Genomic DNA, 18455 nt, shown 5'->3' with positions numbered 1-18455 from the left:
ACTGTGCTCCGTACTGTGGGAGAGGAAGGTGGCGTGAAGGTACGCGACGCGTTTTTCGAGGTGCTCCGGAGCCACGGCATCACCACCGTCTTCGGCAATCCCGGCTCGAACGAACTGCCGCTGCTGCGTGACTTCCCCGACGACTTCCGCTACGTCCTCGCACTGCACGAGGGCGCGGCGATCGCGATGGCGGACGGCTATGCCCTGGCGACCGGCCGACCCTCATTGGTCAACCTGCACGCCGCGGCCGGCACCGGCAACGCAATGGGGAACTTGACCAACACCCAGTCCGGCCACGTGCCCGTGGTCGTCACCTCCGGACAGCAGGCCCGACGCTACACCGCCCTGAACGCGCTGCTCACGAACGTCGAAGCCACGGCACTGGCCGACCCGCTGGTGAAATGGAGCTGCGAACCGCTGCGCCCCGAGGACGTGCCCCAGGCGCTCTCCCAGGGCATCCTGCTGGCAGGATCCGCCCCCGCCGGCCCCGTCTACCTCTCGCTGCCCCTGGACGACTGGGATCACCAGGCGGATCCCGGCGTACTGAAGCATCTCAAGGCCCGCACCGTGCAAGGCGACCCGGTCGTTTCCGAACCCGCCCTCGACCTCCTGCGCCGCCGGCTCACCGGCGCGGCCAACCCGGTCATGGTCGTCGGGCCCGGCATCGACGACGCCACCGGATGGGACGGAGCCTGTCGGCTCGCCGACCGGCTCGCCCTTCCCGTGTTCGTGGCGCCGAGCCCGTCCCGCTGCCCGTTTCCCACCCGGCACCCCGGCTATCGCGGTGTCCTGCCCTCGGACATCCCCGGGGTCGCACGCCACTTCGACGGACACGATCTCGTGGTCGCCTTCGGCGCGGCGATCTTCCGCTATCACGCGTTCGAGGAAGGCGACTACCTGCCTCCGGGCACCGAGCTGTGGGCCGTGACCTCGGATCCCGACGAAGCCACCCGAGCACCGTTCGGGCACATCCTGGTCGGCAACCCTTCCGACGCCCTGGCCCGCCTCGCCGAGACCGTCCCCGCCCGCCACCGACCGCCGCCACCACAACTCGAACGAACCAGCCGCCTGAACGAGGCCGGCCCGGCATTCAGCGCGGAGGCGATCGTCGACGCCCTCGACGCGGCCAAGGACGAGAGCACCGTTCTCGCCCACGAATGGACGTCGGTCGACACCACCTGGGACCGCTTCGACATCTCACGACCGGGAAGCTTGTACTTTCCGGCGTCCGGAGGCCTTGGCTGGGGCCTGCCAGCGGCCATCGGCCTCCAGCTCGGCGATCCCTCGCGCCGCGTACTGGCCATGCTCGGTGACGGCGCCCTGCATTACACCGTGAGTGGGCTGTGGACGGCAGCCCGATACCGCGTCCCCGTGGTCTTCGTCGTCGCCCGCAACGGCGAGTACGGGGCGCTCAAGAAATTCACCCAGGTCATGCAGGCACCCGGCGTGCCGGGCCTCGAACTGCCCGGCATCGACATCACCGGTATCGCCTCGGCATACGGCATTTCCGCCACCCGCGTCGACACACTCGCCGGACTGACAGCGGCGGTGACAGCCGCGCTGGCCACGGACGAACCACACCTGATCGAGGTACCCCAGCAGCCGCTGACCGCCGGCTGATCGGCAGCCGGACCCGAACGGCCGCGCCGCCGTTGAACCCGGCGTGGCCGCGACGATGCGGCTCACGCCCGTCACCGGCGTGGGCCACCCCGGGAGCGAAACGGTTCTGCGCCCCGCGCTTGAGCCGATTTCCAGCGAGCTCGCTGAGCAATGGGAGAGGGCCGTGCCGCCTGGTGGCAGGCCGTGCGGACGAGGAGTGGACGATCCTCGCCCACCCCTACCCCTGGCCCGGCCGCTGACCTCACCTCGGACTTCCGCGGCGGCATCGCCACCGTGCTCTCGGGGCTGTCGGACCGGCACCGTGGTTGGGCCCCGGTCCGACAGCCCCACCACTTTGGGTCCGCACGGTACAGCTCCGACAGCACGAAGGCCCCGACCGCCCGGGAAGATCAGGGACTTGGGCGCCGGGGAAACTGACACGGCTCCGACGCCGCGCAGGAATCGGCGCCGCGGACCGCACAGGGCCCAGCGTGGAGGTCCGGCCTCGTGCGACCTCGGCCCGGGCCGGCTGCGGAGCCCGCCCCCGGCGCCGATCGACCCGGACCTGCCGAGCGCGGACATCCGCCTTCGTCGTAGCTTCGGGAGAGCGGGGCCGGAGCCAGGTTGTCGGTCCGGTCGGGCCCGGGTGCTGGACTCGGTTCCGTCTGGGCCGGAAGGCCAGGGGCGGGAGGGATCCGGAGAGGCGGTGGACCTCCCGGAGGCATCGGCGGGTGTCGCCGACGGCAACCGGGCTCCACCGGAACGCGACCTCACGACACCCGCTTTTCGCAACTCTCCCTCCCGCCCAACGGCTTGACGTGTACTTGGCATCGATGGCTTTATGGGAGCGCTCCCATATCTCTCCCCCCACCGCTGCCCCGCGGTTTCCGGCGCCCACTCCCCTGGAGTCGCAGTGAGAAGAGCACACAGCACCGCACCCACGAACTTCCTCACCTGGCTGGCCGCCCTGCTCGGACTGGCTCTGGCCGTGGGGGTGTTCACCCCCGTCGTCGCACAGGCCGCCGACCGGGCCGGCGCCCGGCCCGCCGGGATCGGCCCGGCGCCCGGAACCCTCGCCACCGGGCTGCACATCAGCAACGGCCGGCTGCTGGAAGCCAACGGCAACGACTTCGTCATGCGCGGGGTCAACCACGCGTACACCTGGTACCCGAACCAGACCCGGTCCCTCGCCGACATCAAGGCGCTGGGCGCCAACACCGTCCGGGTCGTTCTGGCCGACGGCCACCGCTGGACGAGGAACACCCCCGCCGAAGTCGCCGCCGTCATCGCCCAGTGCAAGGCCAACCGCCTGATCTGCGTCCTGGAGGTGCACGACACCACCGGCTACGGCGAGGAGGCAGCCGCCGGCACCCTCGACCAGGCGGCCGACTACTGGATCGGCCTCAAGAGCGTGCTGGCCGGCGAGGAGAACTACGTCATCGTCAACCTCGGCAACGAGCCCTGGGGCAACACCGCACCGGAAGGCTGGACCGCCCCCACCATCGCCGCCGTGAAGAAACTGCGCGCCGCCGGCCTCCAGCACACCCTCATGGTGGACGCCCCCAACTGGGGCCAGGACTGGCAGGGCGTCATGCGCGCCAACGCCCGTTCGGTGTACGACGCCGACCCCACAGGCAACCTGATCTTCTCCATCCACATGTACAGCGTCTATGACACCGCGGCCGAGATCACCGATTACCTCAACGACTTCGTGAACGCCCGACTCCCGCTGCTCATAGGCGAGTTCGGCGGCCCGGCGGACCAGTGGGGCGACCCGGACGAGGACACCATGATGGCCGCCGCCGAGCAGCTCGACCTCGGTTACCTGGCCTGGTCGTGGAGCGGCAACACCGACCCCGCCCTCGACCTGTCCATCGGTTTCGACCCCGCGAACCTGAGCGCCTGGGGACAGCGTGTCTTCCACGGCGTCAACGGCATCGCCCGGACCGCCGAGGAAGCCACCGTCTTCGGCGGCGGCAGTCCGGGCGACACCCGGCCCCCGACCGCCCCCGGCGCCCCGGCCGCCTCCGCCGTGACCGCCACCTCCGCCACCCTCACCTGGAGCGCCGCCAGTGACGACGTCGGGGTGACCGGTTACGACGTCGTCCGGATCAGCGGCGGGGCCGAGACCCCGGCCGCCTCCTCCACGACCGCCTCCGCGACCCTCACCGGCCTCACCCCGAACACCGCGTACACCTTCGCCGTCTACGCCCGCGACGCCGCCGGCAACCGCTCGCCCCGCTCGGCCACGGTGACCCTCACCACCCTGGGCGGCGGCAGCCCCGGCGCGGCCTGCTCCGTCCGCTACCGCGTGCTGGGGGAGTGGCCGGGCGGCTTCCAGGGCGAGATCGCCCTGCGCAACACCGGCACCGCTCCCGTCGACGGCTGGACCCTCCGCTTCGCCTTCGCCGACGGGCAGACCGTCAGCAGCATGTGGGGCGGGACGCCCACCCAGACCGGCGGCACGGTGAGCGTCGCCGCCGCCTCCTACACCTCGGCCGTCCCCGCCGGCGGCACGGTCACCGTCGGCTTCATCGGCGCGAAGGGCGCCGCCAACACGGCCCCCACCGTCTTCAACCTGAACGGCGCCGATTGCACCACCGTCTGACCTGCGCGTTCCGGCCCGGCCGCCCCACATGCGAGGGCGGCCGGGCCGCCCTCGTGTGCGCGACTGTGACAACGGACACGTGACCGGTGTGATCGCGAGATCGCGGGGCACAAGCACGGACGGGTGATGTGATGCGGGGGCGGTGCTGCCTGGGGAGGTCTGCACCGCCCCCGTCGCGTTCCGCGCCGCGTCACCCCGGCCGAAGTACACACACCCCGCGAAGCACGCGTCCCCCGCGAAACCCCACCTCCCTTTCAGAGCACACATCTCCCCACTGAGAAAGGCGCCAAGGTACCGCTGTGTCCGATGTCATGTCCGAAGGGCGACCAGACCCGAAGCCGACGCCGACGGCGGACGACACCGTCGAGGAGCTGCCCGTACAGGTCCGCAAGGACCTCCTGAGCCGGCTGCGCCGCACCAAGCGCGCCTTCCGTGAGGACGACGTCCAGGTCGTCGAGCCGCCGCTGCTCAAGCGCGCGGTCGGCGCCTCGGCGCTCGGCAACTGCATGGAGTGGTTCGACTTCGGTGTCTACAGCTACCTCGCCGCCACCATCGGCAAGGTCTTCTTCCCGGGTGCGTCCCCCGCCGCCCAGGTCATCTCCTCCTTCGCGACCTTCGCCGCGGCCTTCGTCGTGCGCCCCCTCGGCGGCCTCGTCTTCGGCCCGCTCGGCGACCGGCTGGGCCGGCAGAAGGTGCTCGCCACCACCATGATCATGATGGCGGTCGGCACCTTCGCCATCGGCCTGATCCCCAGCTACGCCACCATCGGCATCGCCGCCCCGATCCTGCTGCTGCTCGCCCGCATGGTGCAGGGCTTCTCCACCGGCGGCGAGTACGGCGGCGCCACCACCTTCGTCGCCGAGTACTCACCCGACCGGCGACGCGGGTTCCTCTCCAGCTGGCTCGACTTCGGCACCTTCGTCGGCTACGCGCTGGGATCCGCCCTGGTCACCGTGTTGAACCTGGCCCTGACCGACGACCAGATGCTCTCCTGGGGCTGGCGTCTGCCGTTCCTCATCGCCGGCCCGCTCGGCGTGATCGGCCTGTACATGCGGCTCAAGCTCGAGGAGTCGCCCGCCTTCCAGCAGCAGCTCGACGACCACGAGAAGAGCCTCGCCCAGGAGTCCACCGGCGGCGAGTTCAAGACCATCGTCAAGAACCACTGGCGGCCGCTGCTCATCTGCATGGGCCTGGTGCTGCTGTACAACGTCACGAACTACATGATCACCGGCTTCCTGCCCACCTACCAGACGGAGACCCTGAACCGCTCCAGCGGTTCCGCCGACGTCCTCGTGCTCATAGGCATGCTGTGGATCGTCCTGCTGATCACCTTCATCGGCCGGCTCAGCGACCGGATCGGACGACGCCCGATCTACGGAGTCGCCGCCGCCGCGATGATCGTGCTGGCCGTGCCCTCCTTCCTGCTGATCAAGATGGACGGCACCTGGCCGCCCATCCTCGGCGTGCTGATCCTGTCCACGCTGCTGGCCTGCTTCGCCGCGCCCAGCGCCGCCACCCTGCCCGCGCTGTTCCCGACGGCCGTCCGCTACGCCGCCATGGGGATCGGCTTCAACTTCGCCGTCGCCGCGTTCGGCGGGACCACGCCGCTGGTCACCGAGGCGCTGATCAGCGTCACCGGCGACGACATGATGCCCGCCTACTACCTGATGCTGGCCGGTGTCATCGGCCTGGTGACGGTCAAGTTCCTGCCGGAGAGCGCGCAGGTCTCCCTGAACGGCTCCCAGCCGATGGTGGGCTCGAAGGAGGAGCGCAAGGAACTGATCACGACGTCCCAGGAGCTGTACCGGATCCAGCAGGACTCCCGGGCCGGCGCAGGCGCCCGCCGCTCCGGACCCGGCCGATGAACTGACGCCCGGCCCGCCGCCGGCCGCGACGGCCGGTCGCCACGCGCCCCCGCCGAAGCCACCGAGGCCTCGGCGGGGGCGCAGTCGCGTCCGCGTGCCGCGGCCGCCGTCCCGCGTCCCCACCCGGCCACGGAGTTTCGTATCGGCCCCAGCCGGGGACCCGGCGGCGGCGGGCGGACGTGGAACCGGCTTTCGACAGCGCGGCGAGCGGACGTCCTGTCGACCACAGCGGACAGCCTCAAGACGCGAAGGATGTGCTGATGAGCGAGACCAACCCCCTCAAGCGGGCCGCGGACAAGATCGCCGACACGCTTCACGGCGACGGCGCGGGCCCGGAAGGAGGTGTCCCGGGCAAGCCCGCCCCGCAGTCCCCGCCGGTCGTGGAGCCCACGCGGCCCCGGGAGCCGCTCCCGCCCAAGCACGACCAGAGTGGCCCCGACACCGTCTCGCCGACCGGCCAGCCCACCGGCGCCGACCAGGCGCGCACCGCGCAGTCCGGCAGCCATCTGACCACCGCGCAGGGCACCCGCCTGCACGACACCGATCACTCGCTCAAGGCGGGCCCGCGCGGACCGGTGCTGCTGCAGGACCACCACCTGCGCGAGAAGCTCATGCACTTCGACCACGAGCGCATCCCCGAGCGCGTGGTCCACGCCCGGGGCGCGGCGGCGCACGGCGTCTTCCGGAGCTACGGCACGGCGTCCGCCGTCACCAAGGCCGCCTTCCTCGCCGACGACGAGGAGACGCCCGTCTTCGTGCGCTTCTCCACCGTGCTCGGCTCCCGCGGCTCCTCCGACACCGTCCGCGACACCCGGGGATTCGCGACCAAGTTCTACACCAGCGAGGGCGTCTTCGACCTGGTCGGCAACAACATCCCGGTGTTCTTCATCCAGGACGCCGTGAAGTTCCCCGACGTCGTCCACGCGGGCAAGCCCCACCCCGACCGGGAGATCCCGCAGGCGCAGAGCGCCCACGACACGTTCTGGGACTTCGTCACCCTGCACACCGAGGCCACCCACCACACCCTGTGGAACATGTCCGACCGGGGCATCCCCCGCTCCTACCGGACGATGGAGGGCTTCGGCGTCCACACCTTCCGCCTGGTCAACGCCGAGGGCGCGACGACACTGGTGAAGTTCCACTGGAAGCCGAAGCTGGGCGTGCACTCCCTGGTGTGGGAGGAGGCGCAGATCATCAACGGCGTCGACCCCGACTTCCACCGCCGCGACCTCGCCGACGCCATCGAGGCGGGCGCCCACCCGCAGTGGGAGCTGGGCATCCAGACCTTCCCCGACACCCCGGACCAGACCTTCGAGGGCATCGACCTGCTCGACCCCACCAACCTCGTCCCCGAGGAACTGGCCCCCGTGCAGCCGGTCGGCCTGCTCACCCTCGACCGCAACCCGTCGAACTACTTCGCCGAGACCGAGCAGGTCGCCTTCCACGTCGGCCACCTCGTCCCCGGTATCGACGTCACCGACGACCCGCTGCTCGCCGGACGTCTCTTCTCCTACCTGGACACCCAGATCACCCGCCTCGGCGGCCCCAACTTCTCCCAGCTGCCCATCAACCGCCCGCACGCGCCGGTCAACGACATGCTGCGCGACGGCATGCACCAGACGGCCGTGCACCGGGGCGTCGCCCCCTACCGGCCCAACTCCCTCGACGGCGGATGCCCGTTCACCGCCGGCGCGGACGCCGGCGCGTTCATCGAGACGCCGGTACGGGTGCCGGAGGCCACCAAGGTCCGTGAGGCGCCCGAGTCCTTCGCCGACCACTTCAGCCAGCCCCGCCGCTTCTGGCTCAGCATGACCCCGGTGGAGCGCGAGCACATCATCGGCGCCTACACCTTCGAACTGGGCAAGTGCTACGAGCAGGCGATCAAGGAACGCGGCCTGAAGGTGCTCGCCAACATCGACCCGGAGCTGTGTGCGGCCGTCGCCGAGGGCCTCGGCCTCCCCGCGCCCGAGCCCACCGTGCCCCTCGCCGACGTCGAGCCCAGCCCGGCCCTCTCCCAGCTCGGCCGCACCTGGCCCACGGACGGCCGGATCATCGGCGTCGTCGCCTCACCCGACAGCGACCTCGACGGCGTACGGGCCGTACGCGACGCGGTCCTCGAAGCGGGCATGGTCCCGCTGGTCGTCGCCCCGACGGGCGGCGTGCTCGGCTCGGGCGAGGGGGCGGTGACCGTTCAGCGGACCTACGCCACCGCACGGTCCGTCGAGTTCGACGCCCTGCTCCTCGCCGGGACCCCTCCGATCGGCGGCGACGCGTTCGGCGCCCGCGACGCCAAGGCGTTCCCGGCCGCCCCGCGGCAGGCGGCGGTCGACCCCCGCGTCACCCTGCTGCTGTCGGAGGCGTTCCGCCACGGCAAGGCCATCGGGGCCTGGGCGGGCGGGGAGAGCGCCCTCGAAGCCTGCGGGATCGCCGTCGACGCGCCGGGCGTGGTCCTCGCGTCCGACGGAGCCGGTGCCGCGCGTGAGGTCACCCGGCTCCTGGGCGAGCACCGGGCCTGGGAGCGGTTCGTCCTCGTGTGACGGGAGACCATGCAGACCTTCCTGCCGTACTCCGACTTCACCCGGTCCGCCGCCGTCCTGGACCCGCGCCGGCTGGGCAAGCAGCGCGTCGAGGCCCTTCAGGTGCTGCGCGGGCTGACGGTCGCCGGCTACGGCTGGCGGCACCACCCGGCGGTGCGGATGTGGACCGGGTACGAGGAGGCGCTGGTGCGCTACGGCCTGGAGGTGTGCGGGGTGTGGACGGCGTCCGGCCGCACGGACACCTGCGCCGCCTCCCTGGTCGCCGGCTTCGCCGGGCCGGGAGGCGGCGCGGGCGCGGTCCGCAGCCAGCGGCGGCTTGCCGAGGCCGGCGACCTGCCGCCGTGGCTGGGCGACCCCGCCTTCCACCGCAGCCACCGGTCCGCGCTGGTGCGCAAGGAGCCCGGGTTCTACGCCCCTCTGTTCCCGGGCGTCCCCGACGACCTGCCCTACGTCTGGCCCGCCTCCGACCGGAGCCGCACGCCGTGAGGAGGCGTCAGACTCAGAGGAGATGGCCGAAGACCACCAGGTTCGCCGTGTAGTCCTTGGCCGCGCGGTCGTAGTCCCCGGCGCAGGTGATCAGCCGGACCTGGGCCTGCGGGGTGTCGGCGTAGACGCGCTCGCTCGGGAAGTCGTCCTTCTCGAAGGTCTGCGTGTCGTCGACGACGAAGGAGGCCTTGCGCCCGTCGGCCCGCTTGACCTGGAAGACGTCCCCCTCGGTCAACTCGCTCAGTCCCGCGAAGACCGCCGGGGACGTCTTGGTGTCGACGTGCCCCGCGATGATCGCGGTACCCGCCTCGCCGGGCGAGGCGCCGTCGACGTGCCAGCCGACCAGGTTGGTGTCGTTCGGCGGGGGCGCTTCGAGGTGCCCCGAGGGACCGATCCTCAGGTCGGTGAACGGAGCGTCGACGCCGATCTTAGGGATCAGCAGGCGCACCGGCCGGGAACGGGGCAGCCGCTTGCCGGTCGGGCTGCCGACGGGCGCGGTCGGCGCGGCGGAGACGCGGACGGGCAGCGGGGCGTGCGGCGGGGGAGAGGCGTCGGGCGGTGTGGCACCGCCTCCGAACAGGTTCAGCCCCACCGCCAGGACCGCCACGGCGCACAGCGCGGTCATTCCGGCACGGGACCCCTGGACCGGCGGCGTCGGCTCGGCGCCGGCGAGGGAGGGAGGACTGGCTGTCATCGGGAAACCACCTCACTGGGCACAGCGGCGGAGCGGACGGGCGGACGGAGCGGGCGCGACACGGCCACGGAAACGGGCCGGGGAACCGGCCGCCGTGAACGGCGGCCGGAAAGGCGGCCGGGCCGCCACACGTGCACGGTGGCGGCCACGGCTGCTATCGCACCCTGCACGGCTCAGGCCGCGCTTCCCGCCGTCTTCCGGCGGCGCACCGCGTACACACCGGCGCCGACGACCGCGAGGGCGGCCAGCCCGCTCGTGGTCACGCCGGGCGCGGCGAGCGCGCCGCCACCGGTGTGGACGCCACCGTTCGGCTTGTCGTGGCCGCCGCCCCACGACCCCTTGTCCTTCTCACTGTCCTTCTCGCTGTCCTTGGACCAGGAGCCCTTCTCCTCGTCCTTGCTCTTGTACTCGTCGTCCTTGCTCTTCCACTCGTCGTCGTTCGTGAGGCTCAGGGCGCCGCCACCGGTGTGGACGCCACCGTCCGGCTTGCCGTGGCCGCCGCCCCACGACTCCTTGTCCTTCTCGCTGTCCTTCTCGCTGTCCTTGGACCAGGAACCCTTCTCCTTGTCCTCCTCCTTGCCGTGCTCCTTGTCCTTGTCCTTGTCCGCTTCCTTGCTGTAGGAGGAGGAGTCGTCGTGGTCGTACGCGCCGACGGCGAAGGCGGCGCCGGGCGTGGTGAGGGCGAGGACGGCCGAGGCCGCCGCGGTGGCGAAGAGCATGCGGGCAGAGCGCATCTGTGAGTCCTTCCGTCACAGCCGGGCAGCTGGCAGGCAGTCAGCTGACTCGTACCGGCCTGACGTGATCCACCGTCAGCCACACGCCTGCGGGCCACCACTCAAGGCGCTCACCCGGGTGACGCCCGACGGCGGCCGGACGCGGTCGCGGGCCGCCTCGTGGAAACCAAACGCCAAGCGGTACAGGAGAGTTGACGCATTCTCCGTCGGAGCCGGGCCCCCTGCTCGAACGGGGGACACGGGTGCACCCTCCCGCTCGACTCGCGGACCCGTCGCCCCGTCAGGTGGCGGGAGCCGCCGCCGCGCGCCGCGCCGACGCCATGGCCCACCGGACCGTGGCCGTCATGGCGTGGCCGAGGGGCCGTACGCACAGGCCGTCGACGACCGGCAGCCGGGGCAGCCGCAGCTCCCGGGCGGCCCAGTCCGGCAGGAGCGACACGGCGTTCGCGGCGAGCACCCCGTACGGCAGCCGGGCGACGAGCGGGATCGGCGGGCTGAGCAGGAGGAAGCGCGCGGTGTCCCGCGCCGGGGCCGTGGCCCTCAGCTCCGGCCGGTACGCGGCGAGCCGTTCGGTGAGCGCGGCCCGGCTGCGCGGCGGATCGGGCACGCCGAGCGCGACGGCGACCCGCGCCATGTCCTCGACGTACCCGTCGCACTCCTCCTCCGTCAGCGCACGCGCGCCGTAACGCTGGTGGGCGCGCAGGAAGCTGTCGGCCTCCGCGGCGTGGACCCAGCCGAGCAGATGCGGGTCGGAGGCGTGGTACTCCTCGCCCAGGTCCGTCACCCCCCTCACCCGTTCGTGGACGGCGCGGACCCGGTCGCAGGCCTGCTGGGCGTGCTCTGCGGTGCCGTACGTCGTCGTCGCCAGGAAAGTGCTCGTACGCTGGAGCCGCCCCCACGGGTCGCCGCGGAAGCCGGAGTGGGCGGCCACGGCGGCCATCGCGAGCGGGTGCAGCGACTGGAGCAGCAGCGCGGACAGGCCGCCGATGAACATCGAGGCGTCCCCGTGCACCCGGCGCACCGGCCGCTCGGGCCCGAACCAGCGCGGGCCGGGCGTGTCGTGGATACGGGCGCGGTTGCGGGGGCCGTCCGGCCCGGCGACGCGGATGAACAGGCCGTTGCCGAGCCGTTCCCTCGGGCCGGCCACGCCCGCTCCGGTCAGTCTCATGACCCCTCGGCCTCCTCCCGGCGCGCCGTGGAGCGTCCTGTCTTCCCGGGTACCCGCGCCGGGTCGCCCGATGCGACGGGCGGCCCGGGCGGCGGGCGGTCGTGGGTGAGGGCGACGGCGGCCGGTCAGCGGGCGGCGGTCCAGGAGTGGGCGACGTCCACGACGAGCACGCCGTCCAGCCTCAGCACCCGGAACGGCAGCCGGGCCCGCACTCCGAGCCCCAGCTGGGTGACGCCCTCGAAGCTGCCGGCGTAGCGGGTGTCGCGGAACGTGCCGTACCCGGTGAGGTCGACGCCCGGGAGCGGCTGGGCGACCCGGCCGGGATAGGTGGGCGCGCCGGTGTCCACGTCGTAGGCGGGCGCGTTCACGCGCACCTCCAGAACGGCGCCGCCGCCGACGGGGATCGGACGGCCGGAACCGTCCTGGAAGAGGCGGTCGACGTACCTGACGGAGTAGCCGAGCTCGTTGCTCGCCGCGCCGGGGACGTCCACCACGAACCGGTCGTAGCAGTCGTGGCGTCCGGTCCTGACGTTCGTCACCGAGTCCGCCGTGCCGGCGGAGTACGTCTTGGCGACGCTGCCCCAGCCGGTGGGGCAGGCCGCGGCGGCCCGAGGGGCGGCGGCCGGGGCGGCCTCGGCCGGCGTCACGGCCACGGCCAGCGTGGCGGTCATGAGGGCGGCGGCCGCCCAGGCGGTTCTGCTTCGCACCATGGTGTCCCCCGGGGATTCCGAAGTGTCTGATACCAGACAGGACAATCCGGGCGGCGCGATGGTTGCACGGTTCGCACGTCGTCTTCGCGCGGCGGCGTCGCGACCGCCACGACCGTTGGTTCGGCTACGACTGGTACGGCTGCTGGTTCGGCTACGACTGGTACGGCTGCTGGTGCTGCGGCTGCCCGTACGCCGGGCCGCCCGCGCTCTGCGCGCGCAGCTGCTCCGCCTGCTCCCGGCCCACCTTCTGCTCCGCGCCGCAGAACGTGCACTGGGTGAGGTACTTCGTCGAGATCGGGAACAGCGGCACGAAGAACAGCGTGAACTTCGTGACCCGCTTCCTGAGCGTGTGCGCGGCGGGGTTGTGACACCGGCCGCACACCAGGGTCAGTATGGCGAGCTGGTACAGGTATCCCTTGGTGCCGAAGATGATCACGCTGTCGCTTCCTCCTGGGGCACGGCCCGCGCGACACGAGGCCGACGGACACGAACTGCGCTTGCGCCCCCCAGTCTGGTGCATGGCGGTGGGAAGCGGGCGGGGGAGAAGGCGTAAGCCGCGGGCGTTCGGGCGGGTGCGGCACGGGCGTCTCGCCCGCGCCGCACCCGGCTCGCCGGCGTCAGCTGCAGGTGCGGCGACACGGCGAGGCGCGGTGCCGGGCCGTGACCGGACGAGCGCGGGGCGAGGCCCCTCAGGCGTCCCGCACCAGCAGCAGCGCCTTGCGCACCTCGTCGGCGCGGGGCGAGTCGAGCGCCGTGTACAGCGCCAGCGCCGCCCGGAGGTGGTGCTCGGCCCGCTCCGGATCCCGCAGCGCCTGCCGGACCGCGGCCGTGCCGACGTGGGCGCGGGCCTGCTCCTCCCGCTCCTCGATCCCCGACGCCACCTCCAGCGCCGAGGCGTGCGCGTCGAGGGCCTCGGCGTGCCGCCCGGCCCCGTGCAGCGCCTCGCCCAGACCGTTGAGGGCCCCGGCCTCGCCGTAGCGTTCCCCGGTCCGCCGGAACAGCTCCAGCGCCCGGCCCTGGTGCGTGGCGGCCTCCTCGTACCGGCCGAGTCCGCTGAACGCGTCGCCCAGGTTGGACAGCGCGTGAGCCTCGCCGCCGGTGTTGCCGAGCCGCCGGAACAGGGCGAGCGCCCGCTCGAAGTACCCGGCCGCGGACGCATGGTCGCCGAGCCGGGCCACGACGATGCCCAGGTTGCCGAGCGCGCTGGCCTCACCCAGCGCGTGACCCGTCGACCGGTACAGGTCCAGCGCTCTGCGATACCGCTCGATCGACGCCTGGTAGTCCTCCAGCAACTCGTGCACGATGCCCAGGTTGTTGAGCACGTCCGCCTCGCCGTGCGCGTCGCCCGCCGCGCGGAACAGCCCGACCGCCCGCTCATGGTGGTCGGCGGCCTCCCGGTACTGCCCGCGCAGCTCGTGCAGCACGCCGACGTTGGTCAGATGCCGGGCCTCGCCGGTGCGGTACCCGACGCGACGGCACAGCGCGAGGGCGGTGTCGTGGCAGCGGTGGGCGCTGTCGTATTCGCCGAGCCGCCGGTGCACCGCCCCCAGGCAGACCAGCACGTCGGCCTCGCCGCGGGCGTCGCCGGCCGACCGGGCCGCCCGCAGGGCGTGGGTGTGCACGGCCAGGGCGTCGGCGTAGTGCCCGCAGCGCTCGTAGTGCCGGTGCAGGGTGGTGGCGAGCCGCACGGTGTGGCCGGACGGGCCGGGCTCCTCGGTCCGCGAGCACAGGGCCACCAGCGTGGGCTGCGCGGCGGTCAGCCAGGCCCGGCACTCCTCGGGCGTCCGCAGCGGCGGCAGACCGGCGTCCGGCAGGTCCACCACGGGACGCAGGTGCCGTTCGGCCGGGTAGAGCAGGTCCATGGCCGCGGCGGACGCCGCCAGACAGTGGTCCAGCAGCCGGGCCAGGGCGGCGTCCCGGTCGGGCGCCGCGTCGTGCCGGACGGCCAGCTCCCCGGCGTAGGCCCGCAGCAGGTCGTGCATGCCGTACCGGCCGGGCGCGGTGCGCTCCACCAGGTGCGCCCCCGCCAGCAGGTCGAGCGCCCGCCGGGTGCGGTCCGCGGACTCGCCGGCCAGGGCGGCGGCGGAGTGGACGTCGGCGTCCGGCCCCGGGTGCAGGCCCAGCAGCCGGAACAGCCGGGCGGGCAGTTCGGGCAGACGGTCGTAGGACCAGGAGAAGACGGCGCGCACCGCGGCCCGCGGGTCCCCGTCGCCGTCCAGCAGGTCCAACCGCCGTCTGCGGTCGCGCAGTTCGGCCACCAGCGCGGCCAGGGGCTCGGCGGGCCGCGACAGCACCAGCTCCGCCGCCACCCGCAGCGCCAGCGGCAGCCGCCCGCACCGCTCGGCCAGCGCCGCGGCCTCGGCCGGCTCGGCGTCCACGCGCGGCCCGATGAGCGTGCGCAGCAGCGCCGTCGCCTCGTCGGGGGAGAGGGCGTCGAGGACCACCCGGTGCGCTCCGTGCACCGACACCAGCGACGTCAGCGAGTCCCGGCTGGTGATCAGCACCCGGCAGGCCGGGCTGCCCGGCAGCAGCGGTCTGACCTGCGCGGCGGAGGCGGCGTTGTCGAGGACGACGAGCAGCCGCCGTCCGTCGACGGCCGTACGGTAGCGCGCCGCCCGGTCGTCGAGCCGCAGCGGGATCTCCGGCCCGGGGACGCCGAGCGCGGTGAGGAACCCGGCGAGCGCCTGCGCCGCGGACACCGGCTCCTGCGGGTCGTAGCCGCGCAGGTCGACGTAGAGCTGACCGTCGGGGAAGACGTCGCGGACCCGGTGCGCCCAGTGGACGGCCAGTGCGGTCTTGCCGACGCCGGCCGTGCCCGAGACGGCGGAGACGACGACCGCCGCCGTCCGGCAGGTGTCCTCCCCGTCGAGCAGATGCCTTGTCAGATCGGCGAGTTGATCGTCCCTGCCGGTGAAAGGACGTACGTCCATCGGGAGTTGCGCCGGTACGTGAGCGGTGGCGACGGGAGCTGTGGCGGGTACGGGGCGCGGAGCGGCGGACGGCGGCTGCCCGCCGTCCCTCTCGCTCAGCAACTCCTCGTACGCCGAACGCAGTTCGCGCCCCGGGCCCACCCCCAGCTCCTCGGCCAGTTGGCGCTCGACGGTGGTGTAGGCGTGCACGGCCTCCGCCGTCCTGTCGGCCTCGCCCAGAGCGCGGACGAGCGTCACGGCCAGAGGCTCGGACAGGGGATGCTCGGCCGCCAACGTTCCGAGCAGGGCGGGCACTTCTTCGGGCCTCCCCTCGTGCCGGACCGCCTCGGCCCAGGCGAGCGCCGCCTCGATCCGCTCGCCGCTCCACACGGCCCGCACACGCTCGGCCCACGCCCCGGACAGCTCCGGCAGCGGCGCACCTCGCCACAGCCCCAGCGCCTCCCGAAGGACACGGGCCCGCTCCGCCGCCGAGGGGCACGCGCGGCCCCGGGCGACGAGCGCGCGGAAGCGCAGCAGGTCGACGGCGCCGTCGTCGCCCTCCAGGACATAGCCGCCCGACGCTTTGGCGATACGGAGCGCGGCCCCCTCCGTCTTCCGCCCGTCGTCCTCGGCCGAGGCGTCGTCCAGGAGCCGGCGCAGCCGGCTGATGTGCGCATACAGGACCGATCTTGCCCCGCCGGGCGGGTCGGCGTCCCACACGCGGTCGATCAGGGCGTCCACCGGGACGGGCCGTCCCGCGTCCGCCGCCAGTGCCGCGAGGACCGCTCGCCGGCGCGGCTGACCCACCTCGCGCACGCGCCCCGCGACCCGCAGTTCCAGGGGGCCGAGCAAGTGCAGTATCACCGCTGACGCCGGGCTTCCACTCGTCCTCCGACAGTTCCGTTCACGGTGACGCGCCGGCCCACCGCCTGCCGTCACAAGGTTTTCGCAAGGTCCACCGTAGATCCTCACGGCGCAGGTCGTCAGGCGTTCCGCCGCACGAACCAGCCCCACCGGACGAGCCCCTGACGAAGCCTCACATCAGCTGCGCGCGGGTCCCTGTCGTACGGGGTTCGGCAGGGACCCGGCGGGCTTGAATCAGAACACCCCAAGAGGAGAGAGAAGATGAACCTTCGGCGCTGGGCCGCGGCCGCGTCCGTCCTGCTGATGGCCGGGGCGGGCACCGCCGTCGCCGCTCCCGCGAGCGCGGCCCCCACCGCGAGCTGCTACGGCTCGTCCTGCGAGGGCAAGGACCCCGACACCTACTGCGGGGGCGACGCGACGTCCCCCGTGGGCGGAGTGTGGCTCGGCCAGGCGTACGTGGAGCTGCGCTACAGCCCGAGCTGCCGGGCGGCGTGGGCGCGCATCTCCCGCGCGAGCTACGGGAACGGCCAGTTCACCCCGTTCGCGACCGTCCACCGCAACTCCGACGGGCGGGAGTACACCTGTTCCGTGCCGGCCGGCGGCTCCAGCTGCTACACGCGGATGGTCAACGACGTCAACGTGACCTCCTACGCCAAGGGCGAGTGGGACAGCGGCGCGCGGACGTACCAGGGCCGCACGTCCAGCTACTGAACCACGCGGCCGTGGAGGGGGCCCGTCGCGGGCGGCGGGCCCCTTCCGCTCGGCCCGCGCGCGACGCCCGGCCGGGTCAGTCGACCGGCCAGGTGTGCACCGGGGCGTTGAGGTGCATGTAGTCGATGTACAGCTGCGTCATCCGGCGCAGCGCCTCGTGCCGGCCGGCGTGGTCGGCCGCCTCGATCCGGTGGAACATCTCCTTCTGCCACACCGCCCCGTTGCGGCCGGTCACGCACCGCTGCTCGATCACGCCGAGCAGCGGCTCCCGCCACGACGCGTCCATGCCGGACAGCTCCAGCCCCCGGTGCGCCAGCGGCAGCAGCCGCCGCAGGACGAGTTCGGGCACCGGCACCTCGCCCATCCCCGGCCAGTACAGCGGCGCCTCGATGCCGTGCCGGGCCGCCATGTGCAGGTTCTCCTCGGCGGCGGCGAAGGACATCCGCGACCACACCGGCCGTTCCTCCTCCACCAGGGCGCGGGTGAGCCCGTAGTAGAACGCCCCGTTGGCGAGGGTGTCCGCGACGGTCGGTCCGGCGGGCAGCACCCGGTTCTCCACCCGCAGGTGCGGCATGTCGTGGGCCACGGCGTACACCGGGCGGTTCCACCGGTAGATGGTCCCGTTGTGCAGGGTCAGCTCGGCCAGCTCGGGGATGTCGCCCTCGTCCAGCGTGCGCTTGGGCTCCTGCTCGTCGCAGAGCGGCAGCAGGGCGGGGAAGTAGCGCAGGTTCTCCTCGAACAGGTCGAAGACACTGTTGATCCACCGCTCGCCGAACCACACCCGGGGCCGCACCCCCTGCACCTTGATCTCCTCCGGGCGGGTGTCGGTCGCCTGCTCGAACAGCGGGATCCGCGTCTCGTGCCACAGCTCCTTGCCGAACAGGAACGGCGCGTTCGCCGCGAGCGCGACCTGCACGCCGGCGGTGGCCTGCGCCGCGTTCCAGTACGCGGCGAACTCCTCAGGGGAGACCTGGAGATGGAACTGCGTGCTGGTGCAGGCGGCCTCCGGGGTGATCGTGTCCGCGTACGTCCGCAGGCGGTCGACGCCGTCCACCTCGATCCGCAGGTCCTCGCCGCGCGCCGCGAAGACCTGGTCGTTCAGCAGGCGGTAGCGCGGGTTCTCCGAGAGCGACCCCTCGCCCACGTCCTCCTGCCGCAGCGTGGGCAGGATACCGATCATGATCAGCCGGGCGGCGACCGTCCTGGCGCGCTCGTCGGCGTGGTTGAGCGCGGCGCGGATCTCGGACTCCCAGGACTCCGGGCCGCCCTCCGTCAGCCGGCGCGGCGGGACGTTGATCTCCAGGTTGAACCGGCCCAGCTCGGTGGACCAGGCCGGATCCGCGATCGCCTCCAGCACGTCGCTGTTGCGCATCGCCGGCTCGGCCTCGCCGTCGACCAGGTTCAGTTCGATCTCCAGCCCCACCCGGGGCCGCTCCGATTCGAAGCGGGAGTCACGCAGCATCTGCGCGAGCGCGTCGAGGCAGTCCTGCATCTTGATCCGGTACCGGCGGCGGTCCTCGCGGGTGAAGACCATCGCCGGGACGTCCCGTCCCATCGGCCCTCCCGGCAC

Annotated in this window: 13 protein-coding genes; 6 read left to right on the top strand and 7 right to left on the bottom strand. The window is 72.9% G+C overall.

The features are described from left to right. Positions 1-33 precede the first annotated feature (33 nt). The 5 genes from mdlC to ACIOC0_RS29720 all read left to right on the top strand — a co-directional run bounded on the left by mdlC (position 34) and on the right by ACIOC0_RS29720 (position 9095). Positions 34-1620 carry a benzoylformate decarboxylase gene (mdlC, locus tag ACIOC0_RS29740; protein WP_402158836.1) on the top strand — a complete coding sequence of 529 codons (1587 nt, stop codon included), beginning with the start codon at positions 34-36 and terminating at the stop codon, positions 1618-1620. 892 nt (positions 1621-2512) lie between these two features. Next, positions 2513-4207, top strand: coding sequence for a cellulase family glycosylhydrolase (locus tag ACIOC0_RS29735; RefSeq protein WP_402158835.1), 1695 nt, complete (start codon positions 2513-2515; stop codon positions 4205-4207). A gap of 311 nt (positions 4208-4518) precedes the next feature. Then, positions 4519-6072 (top strand): MFS transporter, encoded by a 1554-nt coding sequence (locus ACIOC0_RS29730; protein WP_402159066.1) that lies wholly within the window; start codon positions 4519-4521, stop codon positions 6070-6072. A 260-nt stretch (positions 6073-6332) separates the two neighbouring features. Next, complete coding sequence (locus ACIOC0_RS29725; RefSeq protein WP_402158834.1) at positions 6333-8609, top strand: catalase; 2277 nt, start codon at positions 6333-6335, stop codon at positions 8607-8609. 9 nt (positions 8610-8618) lie between these two features. After that, on the top strand, positions 8619-9095 hold the full coding sequence (locus ACIOC0_RS29720) for an MSMEG_6728 family protein (RefSeq protein WP_402158833.1): 477 nt from the start codon (positions 8619-8621) through the stop codon (positions 9093-9095). A 13-nt stretch (positions 9096-9108) separates the two neighbouring features. Here ACIOC0_RS29720 and ACIOC0_RS29715 read toward each other — a convergent pair whose 3' ends face one another. The 6 genes from ACIOC0_RS29715 to ACIOC0_RS29690 form a co-directional block, all read right to left on the bottom strand. Then, on the bottom strand, positions 9109-9789 hold the full coding sequence (locus ACIOC0_RS29715) for a class F sortase (protein WP_402158832.1): 681 nt from the start codon (positions 9787-9789) through the stop codon (positions 9109-9111). A 173-nt stretch (positions 9790-9962) separates the two neighbouring features. Further along, positions 9963-10523, bottom strand: coding sequence for a hypothetical protein (locus ACIOC0_RS29710; protein WP_402158831.1), 561 nt, complete (start codon positions 10521-10523; stop codon positions 9963-9965). Between the two features lie 280 nt (positions 10524-10803). Continuing rightward, a complete protein-coding gene (locus tag ACIOC0_RS29705; RefSeq protein ID WP_402158830.1) occupies positions 10804-11691 on the bottom strand; it encodes an oxygenase MpaB family protein in 888 nt (295 codons plus the stop codon). Positions 11692-11816: 125 nt separating this feature from the next. Continuing rightward, positions 11817-12401 carry a hypothetical protein gene (locus ACIOC0_RS29700; protein ID WP_402158829.1) on the bottom strand — a complete coding sequence of 195 codons (585 nt, stop codon included), beginning with the start codon at positions 12399-12401 and terminating at the stop codon, positions 11817-11819. 151 nt (positions 12402-12552) lie between these two features. Then, positions 12553-12837, bottom strand: coding sequence for a zinc-ribbon domain-containing protein (locus ACIOC0_RS29695; RefSeq protein WP_402158828.1), 285 nt, complete (start codon positions 12835-12837; stop codon positions 12553-12555). 253 nt (positions 12838-13090) lie between these two features. Beyond that, on the bottom strand, positions 13091-16174 hold the full coding sequence (locus tag ACIOC0_RS29690) for a tetratricopeptide repeat protein (RefSeq protein WP_402158827.1): 3084 nt from the start codon (positions 16172-16174) through the stop codon (positions 13091-13093). 261 nt (positions 16175-16435) lie between these two features. On the opposite strand from ACIOC0_RS29690, the gene ACIOC0_RS29685 reads away from it, so the two are divergent. Next, the gene (locus ACIOC0_RS29685; RefSeq protein ID WP_402158826.1) at positions 16436-16885 is read left to right on the top strand and encodes a DUF2690 domain-containing protein; all 450 of its coding nucleotides are present in this window, start codon (positions 16436-16438) and stop codon (positions 16883-16885) included. Between the two features lie 76 nt (positions 16886-16961). Here ACIOC0_RS29685 and ACIOC0_RS29680 read toward each other — a convergent pair whose 3' ends face one another. After that, complete coding sequence (locus tag ACIOC0_RS29680; RefSeq protein WP_351096631.1) at positions 16962-18440, bottom strand: glutamate--cysteine ligase; 1479 nt, start codon at positions 18438-18440, stop codon at positions 16962-16964. Positions 18441-18455 lie beyond the last annotated feature (15 nt).

This window comes from Streptomyces sp. NPDC088254 (genome assembly GCF_044740925.1).
Taxonomy (GTDB): Bacteria; Actinomycetota; Actinomycetes; order Streptomycetales; family Streptomycetaceae; genus Streptomyces.
This window is presented reverse-complemented; position numbering and strand designations above follow the sequence as displayed.